The sequence below is a fragment of the Gillisia sp. JM1 genome, assembly GCF_000424645.1.
Classification (GTDB): domain Bacteria; phylum Bacteroidota; class Bacteroidia; order Flavobacteriales; family Flavobacteriaceae; genus Gillisia.
This window is the reverse complement of sequence record NZ_KE384218.1, coordinates 176983-196706: the sequence shown is the minus strand read 5'-3', so window position 1 is coordinate 196706 and position 19724 is coordinate 176983. Positions and strand designations below refer to the sequence as shown.

The 19724-nt window shown below is 34.5% G+C and carries 20 protein-coding genes and 1 tRNA gene; 2 read left to right on the top strand and 19 right to left on the bottom strand.

The genetic code is table 11. The annotated features are described in order from the left end of the window. Positions 1-61: 61 nt before the first annotated feature. The 7 genes from pseB to H033_RS0104170 form a co-directional block, all read right to left on the bottom strand. The gene (gene pseB, locus H033_RS0104200) at positions 62-1084 is read right to left on the bottom strand and encodes a UDP-N-acetylglucosamine 4,6-dehydratase (inverting) (protein WP_034886098.1); all 1023 of its coding nucleotides are present in this window, start codon (positions 1082-1084) and stop codon (positions 62-64) included. Between the two features lie 83 nt (positions 1085-1167). Further along, positions 1168-2115 (bottom strand): GDP-L-fucose synthase family protein, encoded by a 948-nt coding sequence (locus tag H033_RS0104195; RefSeq protein WP_026837163.1) that lies wholly within the window; start codon positions 2113-2115, stop codon positions 1168-1170. A 45-nt stretch (positions 2116-2160) separates the two neighbouring features. After that, on the bottom strand, positions 2161-2547 hold the full coding sequence (locus tag H033_RS0104190; protein WP_026837162.1) for a GxxExxY protein: 387 nt from the start codon (positions 2545-2547) through the stop codon (positions 2161-2163). Positions 2548-2586: 39 nt separating this feature from the next. Beyond that, positions 2587-3702, bottom strand: a complete 1116-nt coding sequence (gene gmd / locus H033_RS0104185) for a GDP-mannose 4,6-dehydratase (RefSeq protein ID WP_026837161.1) — start codon at positions 3700-3702, stop codon at positions 2587-2589. Positions 3703-3746: 44 nt separating this feature from the next. Next, positions 3747-4088: a phosphomannose isomerase type II C-terminal cupin domain gene (locus H033_RS0104180; RefSeq protein WP_026837160.1), complete on the bottom strand. Its 342-nt coding sequence runs from the start codon at positions 4086-4088 to the stop codon at positions 3747-3749. Between the two features lie 3 nt (positions 4089-4091). Beyond that, entirely contained in the window at positions 4092-5093 is a 1002-nt protein-coding gene (locus H033_RS0104175; protein ID WP_026837159.1) for a mannose-1-phosphate guanylyltransferase, read from the bottom strand. 299 nt (positions 5094-5392) lie between these two features. After that, complete coding sequence (locus H033_RS0104170) at positions 5393-5866, bottom strand: UpxY family transcription antiterminator (protein ID WP_026837158.1); 474 nt, start codon at positions 5864-5866, stop codon at positions 5393-5395. Between the two features lie 324 nt (positions 5867-6190). On the opposite strand from H033_RS0104170, the gene H033_RS0104165 reads away from it, so the two are divergent. After that, positions 6191-6526 carry a nucleotidyltransferase family protein gene (locus tag H033_RS0104165; RefSeq protein WP_026837157.1) on the top strand — a complete coding sequence of 112 codons (336 nt, stop codon included), beginning with the start codon at positions 6191-6193 and terminating at the stop codon, positions 6524-6526. Next, positions 6495-6827, top strand: coding sequence for a DUF86 domain-containing protein (locus H033_RS0104160; protein WP_026837156.1), 333 nt, complete (start codon positions 6495-6497; stop codon positions 6825-6827). The genes H033_RS0104165 and H033_RS0104160 overlap by 32 nt, the downstream gene beginning before the upstream one ends. A gap of 1009 nt (positions 6828-7836) precedes the next feature. On the opposite strand, the gene H033_RS0104150 is transcribed toward H033_RS0104160, so the two are convergent. The 12 genes from H033_RS0104150 to H033_RS0104085 form a co-directional block, all read right to left on the bottom strand. Further along, positions 7837-8523 (bottom strand): outer membrane beta-barrel protein, encoded by a 687-nt coding sequence (locus tag H033_RS0104150; protein ID WP_196809418.1) that lies wholly within the window; start codon positions 8521-8523, stop codon positions 7837-7839. A 971-nt stretch (positions 8524-9494) separates the two neighbouring features. After that, the gene (locus H033_RS0104140) at positions 9495-9722 is read right to left on the bottom strand and encodes a helix-turn-helix transcriptional regulator (RefSeq protein WP_026837153.1); all 228 of its coding nucleotides are present in this window, start codon (positions 9720-9722) and stop codon (positions 9495-9497) included. 287 nt (positions 9723-10009) lie between these two features. Then, positions 10010-11266: a type II toxin-antitoxin system HipA family toxin gene (locus H033_RS0104135; RefSeq protein WP_026837152.1), complete on the bottom strand. Its 1257-nt coding sequence runs from the start codon at positions 11264-11266 to the stop codon at positions 10010-10012. Positions 11267-11269: 3 nt separating this feature from the next. Further along, positions 11270-11557: a helix-turn-helix domain-containing protein gene (locus tag H033_RS0104130; RefSeq protein WP_026837151.1), complete on the bottom strand. Its 288-nt coding sequence runs from the start codon at positions 11555-11557 to the stop codon at positions 11270-11272. A 373-nt stretch (positions 11558-11930) separates the two neighbouring features. Next, the gene (locus H033_RS0104125; protein WP_026837150.1) at positions 11931-12380 is read right to left on the bottom strand and encodes a DUF6730 family protein; all 450 of its coding nucleotides are present in this window, start codon (positions 12378-12380) and stop codon (positions 11931-11933) included. Between the two features lie 12 nt (positions 12381-12392). Then, positions 12393-13259, bottom strand: a complete 867-nt coding sequence (locus H033_RS0104120) for a relaxase/mobilization nuclease domain-containing protein (protein ID WP_026837149.1) — start codon at positions 13257-13259, stop codon at positions 12393-12395. Beyond that, complete coding sequence (gene mbpA, locus H033_RS0104115) at positions 13256-13552, bottom strand: mobilization protein MbpA (RefSeq protein WP_026837148.1); 297 nt, start codon at positions 13550-13552, stop codon at positions 13256-13258. Before mbpA ends, H033_RS0104120 begins: the two co-directional genes overlap by 4 nt. Positions 13553-13665: 113 nt before the next feature. After that, positions 13666-14556 (bottom strand): toprim domain-containing protein, encoded by an 891-nt coding sequence (locus tag H033_RS19540; protein ID WP_051227780.1) that lies wholly within the window; start codon positions 14554-14556, stop codon positions 13666-13668. A gap of 396 nt (positions 14557-14952) precedes the next feature. Further along, positions 14953-16155 (bottom strand): primase-helicase family protein, encoded by a 1203-nt coding sequence (locus H033_RS0104100; protein ID WP_026837147.1) that lies wholly within the window; start codon positions 16153-16155, stop codon positions 14953-14955. 421 nt (positions 16156-16576) lie between these two features. After that, complete coding sequence (locus H033_RS0104095; RefSeq protein ID WP_026837146.1) at positions 16577-17803, bottom strand: site-specific integrase; 1227 nt, start codon at positions 17801-17803, stop codon at positions 16577-16579. A 239-nt stretch (positions 17804-18042) separates the two neighbouring features. Continuing rightward, a tRNA-Leu gene (locus tag H033_RS0104090) sits at positions 18043-18124 on the bottom strand. Positions 18125-18602: 478 nt separating this feature from the next. Next, positions 18603-19613, bottom strand: a complete 1011-nt coding sequence (locus tag H033_RS0104085; protein WP_026836997.1) for a DDE-type integrase/transposase/recombinase — start codon at positions 19611-19613, stop codon at positions 18603-18605. Positions 19614-19724: the final 111 nt, after the last annotated feature.

Sequence of the window (19724 nt, the reverse complement as noted above, 5' to 3'; positions counted from 1 at the left end):
TCCAGGTCTAATTGATCTTATATTTTTTTTGGTAATATTTTGATGTCTGTAGGGAATAGGGTTATGCATGTTGGAAAATTTCAAAGGATGGATCTATATGTTTTTTTATTAGTGAGCGTAAAGTGTCAATAGTCTCCCATTCAGTATTTTCCTCTGAATTATACTTAAACCCAACAGAAACCTTTTTGGCGTTGAAGTTCTTTATAAATTCCTTCAAATCCCATCTTGGTGTTGTTGGTAAAATCGCATAGTAAGTGCCAAGATCATAAGTATAAAAAGAATCTGATGGTGTGATCATTTCTTCATGGACTTTTTCACCCGGTCTTATCCCCACCACTTTCTTTTCACACTCGGGTCCTACAGCCTCTGCAACATCCATTATTTTGTAAGAAGGGATTTTAGGAACAAATAATTCTCCTCCCCAGGCATGCTTAAGTGCGTGCATAACCATATCTACACCTCCCTGTAATGAAATATTGAATCTTGTCATTTCAGGATCCGTAATAGGCAGAATGCCACTCTCCCTTTTGTTCATAAAGAATGGAATTACAGATCCATTCGAACCCATAACATTTCCGTATCTTACTACAGAAAATCTTATTGGATTCCAGCCTTTAATATTATTCGCAGCGATAAAAAGTTTATCTGAAGTAAGTTTTGTCGCCCCGTACAAATTGATTGGAGCACAAGCCTTATCGGTTGAAAGAGCCACTACACGTTCCACCCCTGTTTCCAGGGAAGCATGAACAACATTTTGGGCACCCCCGACATTGGTTTTTATACATTCGTCAGGATTATATTCCGCCAAATGAACATGTTTCATTGCCGCAGCATGAATAACAAAGTCTATCCCTCTAAATGCTCTAATCAATCTTTCTTTATCGCGAACATCTCCTATAAGAAAACGTATTTGTGGATATTGATCAATAGGAAATTCCTGAGCCATTTGAAACTGTTTTTGTTCATCACGTGAATAAATGACAAGCTTACTCACTTTAGGATATTTTGTAAGAATATGAGTGGTTAGAGCTTTTCCTAAAGAGCCAGTACCTCCTGTTATTAAAATTGTTTTGCCGTTGATCATAATTATTTCTCATTAAAGGTCTTGAGCCCGTAGTTCTTGTGAAATTTTCGCAAGTTGAACTTGAACTTAGGCTCTTGACGGTTTTATAACTTTATCTGCTTGTAATTCTCACTATTCTTCAAAAACCATTTATATGTAGTTTTAATTCCTTCTTCTAAATCAATAGACGCCTTCCATCCGGCAGTTTTCATCTTATCTACATTCATCAGTTTGCGGGGAGTGCCATCAGGTTTAGAATCGTCCCAAAGAATTTCACCCTTATGACCAACAACTTTTTGAATGGTTTCTGCCAGTTCTTTTATAGTTAGATCCTTACCGGTCCCTATATTATATAAGTGTTCCGGTAATTTGTTTTCCAATGCGAACACCACTGCATCTGCCATATCATCTACATGTAAAAATTCTCTCATTGGAGTTCCAGAACCCCATAGTTCGACAGGCTCACTATTCATCTTTGCCTCATGAAACTTACGAATCATCGCGGGTAATACATGGGAAGTTTTTAGATCGAAATTATCATGGATCCCATAAAGGTTAGTTGGCATCAGGCTTACATAATCTTTTCCAAATTGCTTTCTAATCGCTTCGCAAGCTTTAACTCCTGCTATCTTTGCAATTGCGTACCATTCGTTAGTTGGCTCCAAACTGCCAGTCAACAAATATTCCTCCTTCAAAGGTTGTGGAGCTAGCTTTGGGTAGATACAAGAACTTCCTAAAAAGATAAACTTTTCAACTTCTGTTTTATGAGCAGTGTCTATAAGGTTATTCTGTATCTGCAAATTCTCCATTAAGAACTGGTAAGGATATTCAGAGTTTGCAAGTATCCCTCCCACTCTGGCAGCAGCATCAATAACCACTTCAGGTTTTTCAGAATTAAAAAAATCTTTAACCGTCTGTTGGTTTTTCAAGTCTAATTCCGCACTAGTTCTACCTATTAGGTTTGTATAACCTTTAGCTGTTAATGCTCTCCAGATCGCTGAGCCTACCATGCCGCGGTGGCCGGCGATGTATATTTTCGAATTATGTTCCATAATTTTTGATTTCACGGATTTTTAAAAAGGATTCCGCGGATTGTTCTATGAGTGATGAGAGTTTATAAAGCGTTTCCACTTCAAGCTTTTCTCTCCAAAATTAACTAGCAATCCGACTTCTTTATTGGTTGCTTTGAGGTAATTAATCACCTGGCTTTCCAGGCTTTTATTTAAAAACGATACAGATTTTAATTCGACTATTATCTTATCGTAGCATAAAAAGTCAGCTTTAAAATATTTGTCCAGCTTTTCGTTTTCATAAAATAGATTCAGCTTTTTCTGTTCTTCAAAAGGGATTTCTTCCTTCGTAAATTCTTTAGCCAAAACCTCCTGATAAACAGACTCAAGAAAACCACTTCCAAGATTTTTGTGCACTCTCATACAATCACCAATTATCTTAAACGTTTCCTCTTCAAAAAGTAATTTACTCATCAGCGTAATCCGTTATAATCAGTGTAATCTATTTGCGTTTTATTCGAAATAATTTAAAACATTGTAGCCACCTTCCTGTAAATGTTGTTCTTTTTGCATCAGTTTTACATCACTCTCCATCATATCTTTTACAAGATCTGTTAGATCATATTCTGGGGTCCAGCCTAATTTCGTATTTGCTTTGGTCGCATCTCCAATTAAAAGCTCCACTTCTGTTGGTCTAAAATACTTAGGATCCACAGAAAGAACTTCTTTTCCTATTTCCAATTGGAAATCTGGATTTTTACAAGACTTCACAAAGGCCTTTTCATCTAAACCTTCACCTTTAAATCCCAGTTCTATTCCTACTTCAGCAAAACTCATTCTAACGAAATCTCTAACTGGAGTTGTTTTTCCTGTTGCGATGACCCAATCTTCAGCTTCTGGAGCCTGAAGGATCATCCACATCATCCTTACATAATCTTTTGCATGACCCCAATCTCTTTGGGCATCTAAATTCCCTAAATAGAATTTATCCTGTAATCCTAAGGCAATCCTAGAAGTTGCTCTGGTGATCTTACGGGTAACAAAGGTCTCTCCTCTAATAGGCGATTCATGGTTGAACAAGATACCATTACAAGCATACATTCCATAGGCTTCACGATAATTTACCGTGATCCAGTAAGCATACATTTTTGCAACTGCATACGGACTTCTTGGATAGAAAGGAGTAGTTTCCGATTGTGGAACTTCCTGAACTTTTCCGTATAATTCTGAAGTCGAAGCTTGATAGATCCTCGTTTTCTTCTCTAATCCTAGAATCCTAACAGCTTCTAATAATCTTAAAGTTCCCAATCCATCTGCATTCCCAGTATACTCAGGAATCTCGAAGGAAACATGTACATGGCTCATTGCTGCCAGATTATAAATTTCATCTGGTTGAATTTCCTGGATAAGTCTAATTAGATTAGTACTATCTGTCATATCACCATAATGAAGAATAAATCTTTGATCTTCCTCATGTGGATCCTGATATAAATGATCTATTCTATCGGTATTAAACTGAGAAGCACGACGTTTAAGTCCGTGAACTATATATCCTTTTTTCAATAGGAACTCACTTAAATAAGCTCCATCTTGACCAGTTACTCCGGTTATTAATGCTATTTTACTCATTCTATTCTTACATTACGCGGATTAAAGCAGATTCCGCGGATTATTTAATTTCTATTATAATCGTCTTCAATTCTAACTATGTCGTCTTCCCCAAAATAGGTTCCGTGCTGTACCTCTACAAACACTAAATTTTCCTCAAATGGGTTTTCAATTCTATGTTTTGCGCCTAAAGGAATAATTGCAACTTCCCCGGCTTTATAATCTTTTACTTCTCCATCTAAAGTGATTCTCCCAACTCCATCAACAATTGTCCAAACCTCAGCTCTCTTGTGGTGATACTGATAAGAAAGACGACCTCCCGGATTCACTTCTATTCTTTTTACCTTATGTTTTGGAGCGTCTTCCATCACCCAATATTGACCCCAGGGTCTTACATCGTGTTCCATAATTTATTTAATTAGTGGAGACTCTGATTTCTCCAGGGTTTGATAGACATCTTTTACTTTTTGCGAATCTTCTTTCATCAAAACCAAATTAGCATCTTCGGTACAAACGAGGATAGAGTTTTCCATACCTACAAAAGCTGTGAATTTTTCACTTCCTATCACCATATTGCCATACTCATCTATCGGCTGTCCATTTTCTTTTAAATGATCATACACAGCTTCAAAACTCCCCATATCACTCCATTCGAAATTTGACTTCACAACTTTTATTTTGTCGCTATTTTCCATCAGCGCATAATCTATACTGATAGATGGAATTTTTAAGGAAGCCTGAAGATCCAATACCCCATTTTTTGATTCTTTCCAAGCTTCATAAGATTTAGCATACACCTCTGGCGCATATTTCTTAAGTTCTTCCTGAAAAATTCCTGCTTTCACACAAAACATTCCGCTATTCCATAGAAAATTTCCGCTTTCAATAAATTCGCATGCATCTTCTTTATTCGGCTTTTCTCTGAAAGAAATTACATTCTCCTTATCATGCTCTATATAGCCATAACCGGTTTCAGGTTTAGATGGAGAGATACCGAAAGTTACAATAGAACCATCATTGGCAAGTTCTATTGCTCTTTTCACCGCAATATCATATTCTTCACCTTCCTTTATAATATGATCTGCAGGAGTAATTAATAGGACACTTTCCGGTGCTACAGCAAAAGCAGCAAAGGCAATTGCGGGAGCGGTGTTACGAGGGGTAGTTTCAACGATGTTGGTATAATCTGTTATTTCTAACTTTTTTAAGCTGGCTTCAGATAAAGAATTGTTTTGTTGATTCCCAACCACAACAAGTCCGTTTGAAAAAGCTGAATTTCTTTGAACAGCTAATTCAAATAAAGAAAAATTAGAAAAAAGTTGTAGATATTGTTTAGGCCGTGATTGCCTGGAAAGGGGCCATAACCTGCTTCCAACACCTCCTGTTAGGAGGACGTGTATAAACTGCTGCATTTGATAAGTAGGATAATTTATCTTTTGAAGTAGGGCTAACAAAAGAAGAAATAATTTATTTAGTTGGCTAATCTCAAGGCTACGCCGTTCTAAGTCCCATTTCCTGGGCTTAGCTATTCTATATGTTTTTTTGCCTTTTGTAACAAAATGCAAAACTATTAATATTTAAATGATGCCTATTACGGGATTCCGTAATCTCATAAAAACAATGATTTTTCAAGTCGGCAAATCTAAAAATTCTGTTAACAAAGCACTAACATAAAATGTTAATTTTATTAACATTATTTCAAGTTCGAAAATTATAAGATTTCTTTAATTTTAACATTGATGGTAAAGCCCAATAAAGGCAGGATCAACTTCATTCGTTGTTTCCCAATCTCCTTAACAACAGCTTCTTGTTCTTTAAAATTACCGTTTGCAATAATTATTTTATCGCCAGCGCTAATTGCTGAAACCCGAGCTTCATCCACCTGATCATTGCTCATCCATTCCTTTAAAACTTCAATTTCAGAATCCCTCACAACTGCAGGTTTTCTTAGCCAGAAAAGGTATCGGGAATTATTGATAAACTCGAAAACCTTCTCCCGGGAATTTTCGGCAATATTGATGAATACAAAGGAATTGAACAAGGGGGTTTTAACCCTTTTTTTTCGATCGCTCCATTGGCGCTCTCTAGTAATGCTTGGACAGTAAACCTCAAAACCATTGTTTTCTAAAGTTTCTGCCACTTTAAATTCCGATTTAAACTTCGTACATATTACAAACCACGGCATAGTATTCTATTATTCTTCACAAAATTGTGAGTTAACATTCGGCTAAAATATTTCGGAATAGGGCTTCGAAAAGAACAAGAGAAATCATACTAGTTCTCAAGCCGCGAATATATTAACATTATTTAACAATAGTTGTTTAATCCTACACCCCAATTGTTTCCGTGTTACTCAATAGCCTATAAACCAGTTATTTAATGAATAATCTTAACATTTAGCAGCAAATACAAATTTTAAAAATGTTACAATTGAAACACGTTAGCAACAAGCTAATTACACATACAGAATCAGTAATTACGTTTCATCAGAAAAGATTATATTAGCTTTATGAAAATTAAAGATAGCATACAGGCTAAACTGATTGATTTTACCACATTATGTAAATTATATAATGTGAAAAATTTATATGCATTTGGTTCTGCTACTACAGATCTATTTGATGAAAATTCAAGTGATATAGATTTATTGATTGAAATTGAGGAAAATGATCCTTTAGAAAGAGGAGAAAAACTTTTAGCTATCTGGGATAAATTAGAAGAATTCTTCCAAAGAAAAGTGGATTTGTTGACTCAGTCTTCCCTAAAAAATCCAATCCTAAGAAAAAATATTGATGCTACAAAAATTTTGATTTATGACGGAAAAAGGCAAGAAGTATCTCTCTGATATACTTATGGCTATCGACTTGATTGAAAATTTTATAGCTGACACAACAGATTTCAACTTATATCAAAAGGACTTAAAAACACAAAGTGCGGTTGAAAGACAATTAGTAATAATAGGAGAAGCCTTAAATAAATTAAAACAGACTGAATTAGATTTACCAATTAAAAACGATAAACAGATTATTGGATTTAGAAATCGACTGGTTCACGCATATGATAGTATCGATAATGCAATAGTTTGGGTAATTGTAAAAAGACATTTGCTTGAACTTAAAGAGGAGATCCGTGAATTATCAAATTAATTGATAAGTGTCAGTTGCCAAAATCGATTATCCGCAAATATCAAGTATACCAGTAAATATCGATTTTTCAGAATTCAAGTACCAAAAAAACCAAGCCAATAATTTCGGTAGCGGCTCTGGAGGAGTCTCGAAATATCTATTAAACCTTAAACTTGCCACGAATTCACGAATGCTTTTCTTTAAGCTCTATTGATCCTATTTCAGGGAATTGCCTAGGAGATCTAAAAATTGGATTGTTTTTTCCTCAAATGCTAGTGCTACTTTTTCGCCTTCTTTATCTTTAGAAAAAATCTTAAGGATTTCTAATATAGCTTTCCCACCCCTGTTGAATTCGTCTATCTTTATAGTTACAATCGCTTTTTTTATTCTGTAAATATGCAAAACCATTCTGAAAAATATTTTTCCATCTTGGGCAGTATGTGCAAATTTTGCACTAACTACTTACGTTTATTGTGGCTGTAGGCAGTGAGGAGTGAGGAGTGAGGAGTGAACTATAGGCTTCTTTTAGTTAATTGTTAATTTTCATTGTTTTTTTTCTTATTGCTTATCAACACAAATAAAACAAGTTGAGCAGCATTTCAAACAACCAATATTCAAGTTCGTTTTATGGAAGAATCCTTATTTTTATAAAAGATTAAAAACCGATATTCAAGCTGAGTAAATAGAATTAGTAATATGTCGCTGAAGACCAACAATATTTGAATTATTCAATCAATTAAATAAATCTTCAAGAAGGAAAAGTCCTGTGATTTTTTAGATAACTTAAATACTGACCGTATAGGAGAAATTTAAAAAACTTCATTAGAAATTAAGGGAGATAAAATCACTGATTATGAAACATTTATGTCGAAACATAGATAATGACTAGAAAAACAATTATTTCAAAAACGGCAGAAAAAAAATTAGCTCACTATTTGAATATTTACTTGAGAATAAGTCTGCAACAGTTAAATCTAATTTGATTGAAAAACTAGAACGCCACTATGACTTTATAGCTAAAAGAGGATTTTTAAAAATAACAACTCGTTTTGCTTTTCCCCGGATTTTCACTGTCAAATAATTTAAAGCTCAGGCTGAGCAAAAGGCGGTTGAGACGTCCATCATCCATCAGGGCATTTGGTACGTTGGGAGGAGTTGCTGCCAGACTCGGAATCCTTAGAGCCTGGTTTTTAGATGAATCTAGGGTAAAGTCATAACGCAAATCGATTTCTATCTTTTTGTATGCGTATTTGATTCCCAGCTGGCCAGCCAAAGAGCCTTGCAAACTCTCCAGCGGTCCATTATAGTTTTCAAGTTTATTACTCAAAATATTTTGATAGGCTGGTCCGGCATAAATATCAAGGGGTCCCCAAATATTATAACCCAGTAATAGAGGTACACTTATCTTATTAATTGTGTATTTAAAACTGGAAGGAAAATTAAATTGACCTGAAGAGGTGCTGTACACGACTTCAGGTCGGACAAAAAATTTATTAAAAGAGAGTTCGAAAAACACTCCCCCTTGAAAACCTACTCCAGGTTCTACGTATTCTATAATGCCAGTCGGCAACTCCACGATTTCAGCTGAATTCTTATCTACGCTGTAATTCATTCCTCCTTTTAAACCAAAACTGTATTCCTGAGCCTGCAAAGCAAAACCAGAACCCAAAAATACTATGATGAGACTAAAAACTAATTTAGTTTTAAAATTTTGCAAAAAAATATTGTTTTCTATTAATACTTTGTAGAGAATTTTGATATAATCTAGGGGTTATTCCGATAGATGAAAATTCAAAATTACGTTAAAAAGTTAAAAACTCTACTGCATTCTGAGTATTTTATTAGCGATAACAGAATATTTGTTTTCTCTTCCTTTGTAACTCAATATTCAGATAATTAGATACAAATAGTTATATTATAACAGAGTAAAGGTTAATTTCGAATATTAATGTAACAGAATAAGAGCAAATAGAAAGTAGAAAATCTTTTATACCCTAGTATTTATACGATAATTTAATTTTTCAGGTTCACATCGACCATAGCTAGCCTTGCGTGTAATTCCTGTGCTTTTTTTTATAGCGTACGGGAAGTTAAGTACAAATTAAAACAGCATAGGGCGCAAAGTAATTATGATCTCTATGTCACAGTAAGAAATTATCAGTTTAAAGGAAGATTGTAGAGTTGCTTATCGAAAGCTAGCTCAAACTCTTTCCTTTTAATAGATAGAAATTCAAGTCATTTCTGGTTTGAGATTTGACGCAAATAATGATGGTTTTATAGGGATTTTCGGGGCATTTGACGCAAATAGTGGATATTTTGCGGCAAAGTCAAGTGTGATGACAAATCTTGCTTTAAACAAATAAATTTTGGTTAAAAAGACACTTAATCGCAACTTTTAATTTTACGAAGCTAGGGAATGAGACCGCAGTTAATTAAGCAAAAGTTTCTCAAAACAATTCAAGACAATATGCTTTCTACTTGAGAAATTAGATTTAATTTTATTTTTTAAAATCTCAGATTTAAGTTTTATCAATGCAATAAATGCTGTTTTTTGATTTGGAGATAAAAAGCTATTGTAACAGAATAAGGGTGAATTTTGGCTAGAAATGTAATAGAATAAGGGCAAATAAAAAAACAGCCTCATCGTTCTCTGTGAGTTTTCTAGCTAATTATTTATCTATTAAAATTTTAGTTTGTCTCATTGGTTATAGGTTGTGGTTTTAATGTAGTTCCAAAAAATAGCAATACCTGATTTACCTTATTAGTCATCAAATTGGGCTTTCCTTGTTCCATATCGCGAACAAATCGCAGCCCTACACCAGTTAAATCGGAGAGCTCTATTTGGGTCATTTTACTAGCTTTCCGCTGCTTTCGCACATATTCACTTATAGGGTTATTACGATTCCAATCTTCCATAATTATACCTTTAAGGGTGTAATATAGGAAAATTTGATTTTTATACCTGAAAAGGTATATTTTGTAATTTCCGAACGATATTATACCCGAATAGGTATATAAGAAAATTAGAATTTGCAGCCCCCATAATTAGCCTTGCGCGTGAAAAATATTCGGGAAAACAAATTCAGTTACAAGAAAACTTAATATATATTTAGAAAAAGTGGTTATTAAAGCTGAGACTAGGAAAAACTTATCATGCATTTCGCCAGACATAGTTTTGCCAAAAATGGGAGTTGACACATATCTTATACAGTAAGCTTAAATGCGTTCTCCATTAATTGTTGCTCCTTATTTGATATCCCGATTTGCTTTGCGATAATTCCCCAATCCTTTACTACCCTTAAAACCTCATCAATGATTTGGTCCATTTCGATTTCGTTTAAGCGGAAAAACTCACCTACACTCTTTGCTAGATTGTAATCCAGCGCATTATCATCCATATCAATATTTAGGGCAAGACCATCTTTTTCTGTAGACGGATTGAGATCGTAAGCAGGGGAAAGCACCCATCCTTTTTCTTTTAATATAAATCCGTGATTGCGCAAATGGTCATCTGTGTTTGAAATTGCTATATTAAAAATAATTCTACGCCACAGTTGATGTAAGTTTTCCTGTACATTAGTTCCATAAGTTTCTATGACATCAATTAGTTCCAGATAACTAGGCGTTACTGTTTTGAGTGTTTCTTCGGTATTGCCAGTCATTGTCATTGCAGATGCAAAATGAATACGACTGCCATTATCACGGTCAAAGCGTTTAGTCAAAAATGTATGGTATTGCCCAGAAATACGTTCAATCTTTGATTCTGCCATATCAATACCGCAAGAAATAGCTAGTTTATAGGCTAAAAACTCCCAAGCAGCCTTATCTACAGTGTCTGTTTTCGATGGAAATTTTGCAATCCAAAGCTCCTTATTCATTCCTAAAATATTTGCTTTGGGCCTAGCGCCACCTAAAGAAGATCCTGGCGCAATAAGCACTGCTATCCATTGTCTGATAGTATCACTTTGTGTATCATTTTCTAAGTGGTTTACAGCTTCCTGCAAATCACCTATGGATGACCAAGGTGGTGTTGGGCTTAGATCATCGTCGTCTAAAAACGCAGCGTCTGGATTTGTTTTAAATCGTAATGCACCCATTCGGGTTTCATCATAGACACCTAATAAATAATCCAATTCATAAAGTGTTTTTGCTTTTTCTCCCCGTGCTCTAGCATTTTGTGCTTCTCTGCGCTTCATTAAGGTTTTACCCCAAGTATCTGGCATACTATCCAAAAAGATTCCGAAATTTTCCTTTTCTGTAGGATATTGTGGCCCGGAATAGAATTCAATATCTGGATCGAGTAAATGATATAAGTCTTTTTCTAACCAATCTTTATTGTATTCAAAACTGAATGCTTTTTTTGCTTTTGCAAAATGAGCAGAAAGTATTCCTATAAGTATAGGTCCGTCTAATCCTATCCAATCAGCATATACATATATGTCAAATTTTCCTCCTCCCATAGCTTATAGTAAATCAAGGTCTTGAAGTTTTCGACCAAAAGCATCATCCCCGGCTAACTTTGCAAAGTCACCTTCTAGATTAAGCACTTTTAAAACATTGAAATAAATACCTATAGAAACCGCTGGGTCACCTTTTTCAACACGATGTAGGGTTGCTCTGTGTATGCCCGCACGTTCTGAAACTTGTTCGGCAGTTAGCTTTCTACGTTTACGTGCTAGTTTGATATTCTCCCCAATTTTATCGAATACTTTTTGATATTTAGGTAACAGAATAGCTTTTTTTGAATTCATTAAGTCGCTTATTTACGACAAATATAACTATTCCGCCAGTAATAAGCGACATGTATGCTGCTTTTAATATTACATCGATATTTTTTGCTCATAAATGGAATAACGGTAAATAGAGAAGGCAATATTTTATATCCGATAGATATTTTAATATTTCAAATTTTCAGCCCCATATCTACCATAACTAACCTGCGCATGGATCCTGTGCTGTTTTTATAGCGTACGGGAAGTTAAGCGTTAAATAAAAACAGCATAGGGCGCATTCTACTTATGATGTATAGGTTACAGTAAAAAATCACCATTTTATGGGGGGTTACGGAATCATTTACTGTAAATTTAGTAAAATTTGCGGCAAGGTCAATTGTCATGACAAATCCTACTTTTTTCCTTCCAGCCACTCGCAATAATCATCTTTAATTTCAGGATTTATAGAAAGATATTGCTGATAACTATCATTCTCTGATTCCAAGATTATTCGGTAAATTTCAAACTTCTCTTTCTCTAATGCTCTGGCGGTATATCCAAAATAACCCAATAAACTTAATGCAATTATTCCAAGTGTTCCGAATAGGATCAACAGGTAATTCGGAATTATTCTGGCGTGTTTTAGCTTCTTCTCTATTTCTTTGAGAACTTCATCTTTCAACCTATTTTCTTCTTCCTGTTTTTCCAAGAAAATGTTCAGGTTCTTTTCGAGTGCTTCTGTTGTAATCGGAATACTTATTTTTAAGAGTTGTTTTGAAAGCAGTTCGAGTTCCAAAATTGCTACTTTAAAGTCGGCCATCTCATCGGCCATGAGTTCCATAATTTCGTCTAGCTTTTTCATTCCTTTAATTTTTTAAAATCCTATTCCAGTATCTAAGCTTCGTTTTATTACTTGTTTCACTAAGCTTTTAGCTATACTTGTTGCCATATTAGCGCTGACTTGAACTGTTTTATCCATCAGTTTCAAACTGTTGGGTACTTCTTTCATTCTTGTGTATGCTGAATTTCTAGTAATTTCTCCAATGAGTTTACCACCAGTCATAGATCTATGAACATCACTTCCTTTTAAGTTGATCCCTTTATATTCAAATCGGAAGCCTTGCAACTGATTTGATTTATTGATACTTGGAATTACTGTTACCTGATTCTCCTTCATTTTATTAATATATTCATCCAATGATTTAGGCCTGGTTTCCAAAACCCTGTCATTGATTTGTTTAATTGCCAGTCGCTGAGGATTTAATTCCTGTAATTTTTCTTGTTGCACTTCTCTGACTCTGGTAAGGCCTAGCTCTTTTGCTACATTATCTGCGGCTAGCTGACTTCTTTTTCCAATAAAGCTGTCGTTGTACGCCTTTCCATCAAAACCGATTCGGTTGGTATAGATATGAACATGGGTATGTTCTTTATCCCGGTGAACAAACCCAATGGACTGGTTGTTTTGTAAATTCATCTCCTTTAAAAACTTTTTAGAGAGTTCTTCCAAGTCTTTTACGCTTAGGTCCTTTCCATCTTCTATGGTCGGGCTAAGTATAAAGCTCAAGGTATTATTAATGCATCGTTCATTTTGCGATTGGATGATTTTGAACTCCTCGGTAATTTCCTGGGGAGTATCCCCGGCCAGGTATTCCTTTAGGACAACTTCGGCATCCTTTTCCTGGTTCCATCCATAATCTATAGATGCTCCCGTTCTTGCTATGGAATGTCCCTTGCCGATCATTTTTTGAAATTATTTAAATGTGTTCTTATCTCTTCCGACAACTGTTTTACTTCTTTAGCCAGCTGAGGATTCCCTTTTTTAAACATATTGCTGATCCGGCTAAAGTTGTTTTTGTATTGCACGAGTAGCTGATAACATTCCAACTGCTCTTGAGTGATACGCTCTACAATATTTTTCTGAAATGCAGTAGAACGCAGATATTCTGAAAGGGAAATGCCTGCTTTGGCCGCTCTGTTTTTGAGTAGCTTCTTCTCGTAGATCGAGCAGCGTATCTGGATGTATTCCCTTTTCATTTTTTCTTTTCCTTTTTTAAAAAATACTTTGCAACCTCCGGGAGCAAAGCAAGATTGTCATGACAATGACACATCTTGCTTTGCTATCCCAAATGAAATCTCCCTTGTGGCTTTTACATTTTCAATTGTATTTTAGAATTCACTCTATTTATACTTCTGACTGAAATCAACTTTTCATTGAGGTCTTTATAACCTCCAAAGAGGTTACTTTTATCTTTAATGTTTTTATAGTATTGAATCAGTTCTTTCGAAAATTTAATTCCGGCTGTATCATTATCCAAATACAGATCAACTTCCTTATAATTTTCAAACAAATTGGAAACTGGTTTTAAAAAAGAGAGTGAGTTTAAAACGATCACATCTGAATTTATAAACTCATCAGGAGATAATTCAGCCAGTGATAACAAGTCAAACATTCCTTCTAAGAGAATTAATTGATCTGAATCGTTCTTTAAATAAGTATAAGCTTTTGGAGAAGTAGATGTTTTGAAGAATTTATTCCGAAGTTCCCATCCCCCCAGATGGTTTTTTAGTCCTAGGGCGAAATACTTTTTCACTTTGAAGCTGTACTCAATTTCTTTACAGTATAGTTGCGCTGTTTTTATTGAAATTTTCCTGGAACCCAAATACTGAATCAAAGCCTGATGTTGTATTGGTTTCACTTCGATAAGTTCAATTTTTAGAGGGTTTTCCTTTTTTAAAATTGGCTGCTGAAAAGAAAAAAGATCTCTTTCCTTGTTTAGAAATTCTAAAGCTTGTTTAACCGAACACTTTCTCATGGCTACAATCAAATCCAGCCCATTTCCGCCCTTTCCTATACCATGGTCATACCATCTGTTCAAAATCAAAGAAACCTTGAAAGAGGCCTGCGTTTCTGACCGAAGGGGACTCAGAAACCAGGCTTCTTTCTCCATTGTCCTGTTTGGAAAGTGCCCGAATCTTGCCAGCGTTTTTACGATGGAAAGATTTCGAGCTCTTTCGCAGGTTATTCTTCTTAAGTTCATTTCTCTTTGCTTTAATTATTTATTTACTTGATTTGAATTACTTAATAGAAAATCCTATTTATTTTTTTTTCAATAGCATTTTTTTTATTTAAAAATGTGCTCCTTTGATGGTGCACCTATTTTCACCTTTTCATCATCTTTTTGTCATCACTTTTTTTTTGATGACAGTTTGATGACAAAACGATGACAGCCTTAAGCCTTACTATTACTAGTCTAAAAAGATTCTGTCATCGTTTCATCAAAAAAAGAGAAAATTTAAAAAGTGTTTACCAGAAAAATCAGCTTCCTTTTGATGAAACGATGACAACCTCTGAAATCCCTTCTGAAATCGAGGGTTTCACTGTCATCGTTTTGTCATCAATTCATCATTTCTCTTTTTATTTCTATAATTCAGTCTTAATCTTGATCTTCAAAATTCTCTAAGAGGAAAATTTTATTTGTAGTGAAATAGCGTCCTTTAGCATCTGAAAGATTCGTACTGCCATCTGACCAAAGTGTGAACTTTTGATAGCGATTCGAATTGGCAATATTTTCAAGTTTCCAGTCTTTCTTTAGAATTTTCCTTATCTGTGTCAAATCTGTTCTGATCCTTGTTTTGCTCAAAGCATTTAATATATCCATCGGGCAGAATTTAATTTCTTCGAGATCGTGATTTTCCATCACCATAAGTAAAATGCTGGCTAGCTCCTTCTCTACCCTGTTTCGATTGTTCTGAACCAGTTTAGTTAGGGCGGGAGTTTCAATTTGTTTGGGTGTGAACCACATGCGCGTTTGATGCGGACTATGTAGCGATCTATTCTGAAGTAAATATAAAAACGCGGGAATTTCCTTTTCCAATGCCTCTAAAAAACCAGTAATTTCCTTTTTAACCGTAGGAATTTTTAAAACCCAGAACCGGGTTTCATGATGATCTATTTTTATAAAGTTTTCTTCGTTGTTACTGCAGAGGATAAACTTGCCAAAGAATTCTACTTCCCGCCTGTCTATTCCCTTTTTTTCAAGTTTATTATAATTGGTGGTGCTTAAATATTTGATCCGCTCTGTTAGTTCTTCTTTATTGAACAAGACTTCATCGATACAGATCAGTAACTTGTTTGCCCAATCGGAATTGAATTGACTGCTGAAACTTTCATTGGTGAGATAGGTCAGGTTATTTTCAAAGATCTGTTTGAGCCATTTTAGAAAAGTGCTTTTCCCCGTGGATCGTTCCCGGGAAACCAGACAAAGAATGGGAAGTATTTGAATTGGTTTCGTATATAAAAGTTGCAGGTAATCCAGTCCCAATTCATAGTGATCACCAAAAATATGTTTTACGAATTCAAGAGATTTAGGACAGTCTCCACTTAGGATATTGTGACTCAGCGGAGAGTACGTATTGTAGAAGTTATTATAGGTAGATTGGAAATTTAAATGATCTGGGATACAAGTAAAGCCATCAAATTTCGGAATACTTGCCAAAAATGTTTTTCCGTGATCCTGCCTAATAGTTTCGATGTTCCAAGAAACTAGTATTTCATTTACCTGTCCTGCAATTGTTGGTGCTTCAACTATTTTATAATAACTGACCCCCACCCGTATATATGTGCTTTCAATTTTCATCTAAATCTGGAATCTCATCAACTTAAAACAGTTCTTTCAAATCGCATTTAAAAATAATGAGATATAAAAAATGTACTGACAAATCATCGATTAAAGATAAATAAAATCTATATTCATTGAATAATATTTATAGATAATTAAATTTGATTGAGAATAGTGCAATTTGATATTAAATGAGATCATTCATAACGTTTGTGCATATTAGATGTTGCTAATTGTTTGATTTTGAGTTCTTGATGTTTTTGAAGAAATTCGGAAAAACAACAAAAAAAGTCTAATGCAGGAAAAAATTCTGATGGTTTTCAAATAAACTGGTAATCATATTATTAAAAAAGAAAATATTTTTGATTGTCTCATCTAATTATCTAAAATTAAATCTAATGGAGTTGTATTCATCCAATAGTCATTAAAATTAACAGCTTTAGATATCTCCATTTTCTTGCATAGAAATTCTTTTCTTTAATAAATCCATATCCTCACTCAATTTCTCATCAAGGATTTTAGCGTATTGTTGAGTTACTTTTAAGGAGCGATGTCCAAGCATTTTACTTACTGATTCTATAGGTACACCATTCGATAAAGTTACTGTAGTTGCAAAAGTATGTCTGGCCATATGAAATGTCAGGTTTTTTTTGATGCCACAACTATCAGCTATTTCTTTTAAATAACTATTCATTTTTTGGTTCGAATATACTGGTAGTAGTTTTCCGTTTGGGCTTTCTAAGTCCTTATATTTTTCTATTAGTCTTTCTGCAACTGGGAGAATAGGGATGCTACTTAATGATTTCGTTTTGGTTCTTTTTATTTTAATCCATTGATTTCCATCATTGCCTTTAACAATATCATCGGCAGTTAGCTTAAAAACATCAGAATACGCCAGGCCGGTATAACAGGAAAACAGAAAAATATCTCTCACGTTTTCAATTCGTTGAATAGTGAATTTCTTTTCCATTATTTTAATAATTTCATCTTTAGTTAAGAACTCGCGATCTATTATTTTTAGTTTTAATTTGAAATTATAAAACGGATCTTTCTCTAGCCAACCATTAGCATATGCTACTCTCACAATTTTTTTTAGGTATGCAAGATATTTGACGGCTGTATTATGAGACTGGTTAAGAGCCGTTTTTAAATAATATATAAAGCTATTAATGAATTTAGTATCAATATCCTTCACTGGATAATCCTTCATTTTCAAATCGGAAGAAATAAAAGCGGCGAGATGCTTTTGCGTTGTTTTATATCTTTGAAGAGTTCGGAAAGAGTATTCCTTTCCAACCAGTTGTTCCATCTTCACATTATGATCTTCGAACATTTCAAGGATGAATTTACTATCTTCATTATTACCTAAGAACTCATTTTTTATTTTTATAGCAGATATATCCTCCCCTTTATCCAAAAATTTCTGATAGATTTCATGAATTCTATTTCTGATTATATCAAGATTCCGATTCACTTGTTTTGCTTCTGCGGAGGATCCACTCACTTTATTAGCTTTTGAATTCCACTTTAGGAGAGAAACTTTTCTCAATGTACTTAACTCGACTCTTCTGCCCTCGTAGGTGATTCGCAGATATACTGTGGCCTGATCAGCATTTTTTTCTTTGCTCTTTCTTATAAAAAATAATATAGATAGTAAATTTTGCATCTTTTCTAGCTTTAGATTTGGATTAAATTTAGCTAAAAATAAACAACAAAAAACACGTAAGGCTTTCTTTAACAGTCACTTAAAGGTAATTCGGGGACACCTAGAAGATAATTAAAAGTGTCCCCGAATTAGACACCTTTTAGTTGTATTCAAACGGTATCAAATGATATCAAGAAAAAAGAAAAACCCTATAAACATTGAGGTTTATAGGGTTTTGGTGTAATTTGATATGTTAAAAGTACTCGAGGCGGGACTTGAACCCGCACATCCGAAAATACTGGATTTTGAATCCAGCGCGTCTACCGATTCCGCCACTCGAGCAAGTGGACGGCAAAATTATAAAAAAATTATCATTCACAACATAAAACCAGACATTTTTATCTTAAAATTCTGGAAGTTCTAACTAGATGTCAAAAATGAGGGATTTCCCCCCATACCTTAATTAAAATTTTCGATCCAACTTTAATTGTAGACTTAATTAGTCTTCCCAAATTTTTATTCTACCCTGCCTTAAAAAATCATAATATGAAAGGATAGTTTAATACGCACCTCAGAATTTTTGTTCTTAATTATCAGCATAGGTTTGGTCGTGTTTATTATGTTAAAGGTTACAGCATAATCACAGATATTTTCCTTACCATTGCTTCCAATTCCCGAGAAATTTCCTCTTAAGGATCCTTTCGTTTGCTATTATTATTTAATTTATAATTAAAGTGGTTTCTGAATATGGAATGATCGGGTCTTCAGTTTCGATTTCTGAAAAAATTCTTTTAGAACTTTAATGACTACTTGTCGAGTTTCACAAGGTTGTTGATGGAAGTTGATTAAGATCAGATTGTAAACTTAGGATTTTATTTTTAAATTCATTGGGTGTTGTTTTAAATAATTCAGGTTCTATTTTGTACCATTTTTCAACTGCTTGAAAAGGAGTTTTCACATTAAGTTCTTTTCTCAAAGAACCATGCCTCCTGTACAAATTATAGTAGCACAGGAACTCCATCATATCCTTCCCCATCTGCTGTTTGTTTTGATATTTTATTTTTAGGATGGTATTGTTTTTAATCGTTCCGTTGGCTCTTTCCACCATACCGTTCGTTTTTGGTGTTGCTGGTTTTGTAAGCCTATGTTCAATGTTGTTCTTCATGCATTTCACATCCATTTTAGAAGGCTTGTCACAAAGTTTTCCTTTTTTGGACATAATAAGCCTGTTGGTGAATTCAAGTCCATTATCGGTTAAGATATGACTGATATGGACCGGAAAGAAATCCAGGCATTTGTCCATGAAATCTTCTGTGCTCTCAGCCTTTTTGTTTTCATAGACCTCATAGAACATAGTCCTGGTGGCCCTATCTATTGCCACAAATAAATAATATGACTGCCCTTCGAATTTGGGCAAATAGGTTACATCTATATGTAGGTACCCTGGTTTGTAGGCTTTGAATTTTTTGGCAATATCCCTCTTTTCCTGAGGTACTTTATTGATGTTTTCCTTCACAAAACAACGGTAGACAGAACTTCTTGAAATTGCCGGGTTACCCTCCAACAAAGATTCCCAGACCTCATCAATGGGTAGCCACGTGGAACTCCTCAAACTTATGGCAAGCGCTTTTTCCAAATCGGTCAAAGCATATATAATGTTATGGGGCGCACAGGAAACATCTTGGACGAAATCCCTGTTTTTCCATTTTGAAATAGTTTGTTTGGAAACGTTGAACCTTGATGCCAATTCGGAATTTGTAGCAGAATTGGTTTGAATTTGGGTACGAATATTTATATTCGTAGTGGCATTGAAATGATAGATTTGTTGCATAATTATTTTTATTTGTGGTAAAACAAAAATAATCAACTTTTTTATCTGACCCTTTCGGGGTTTTCTTTTTCGGCTACGCCTTCAAAGAAAACCCCGAAAGGGATGAAATGC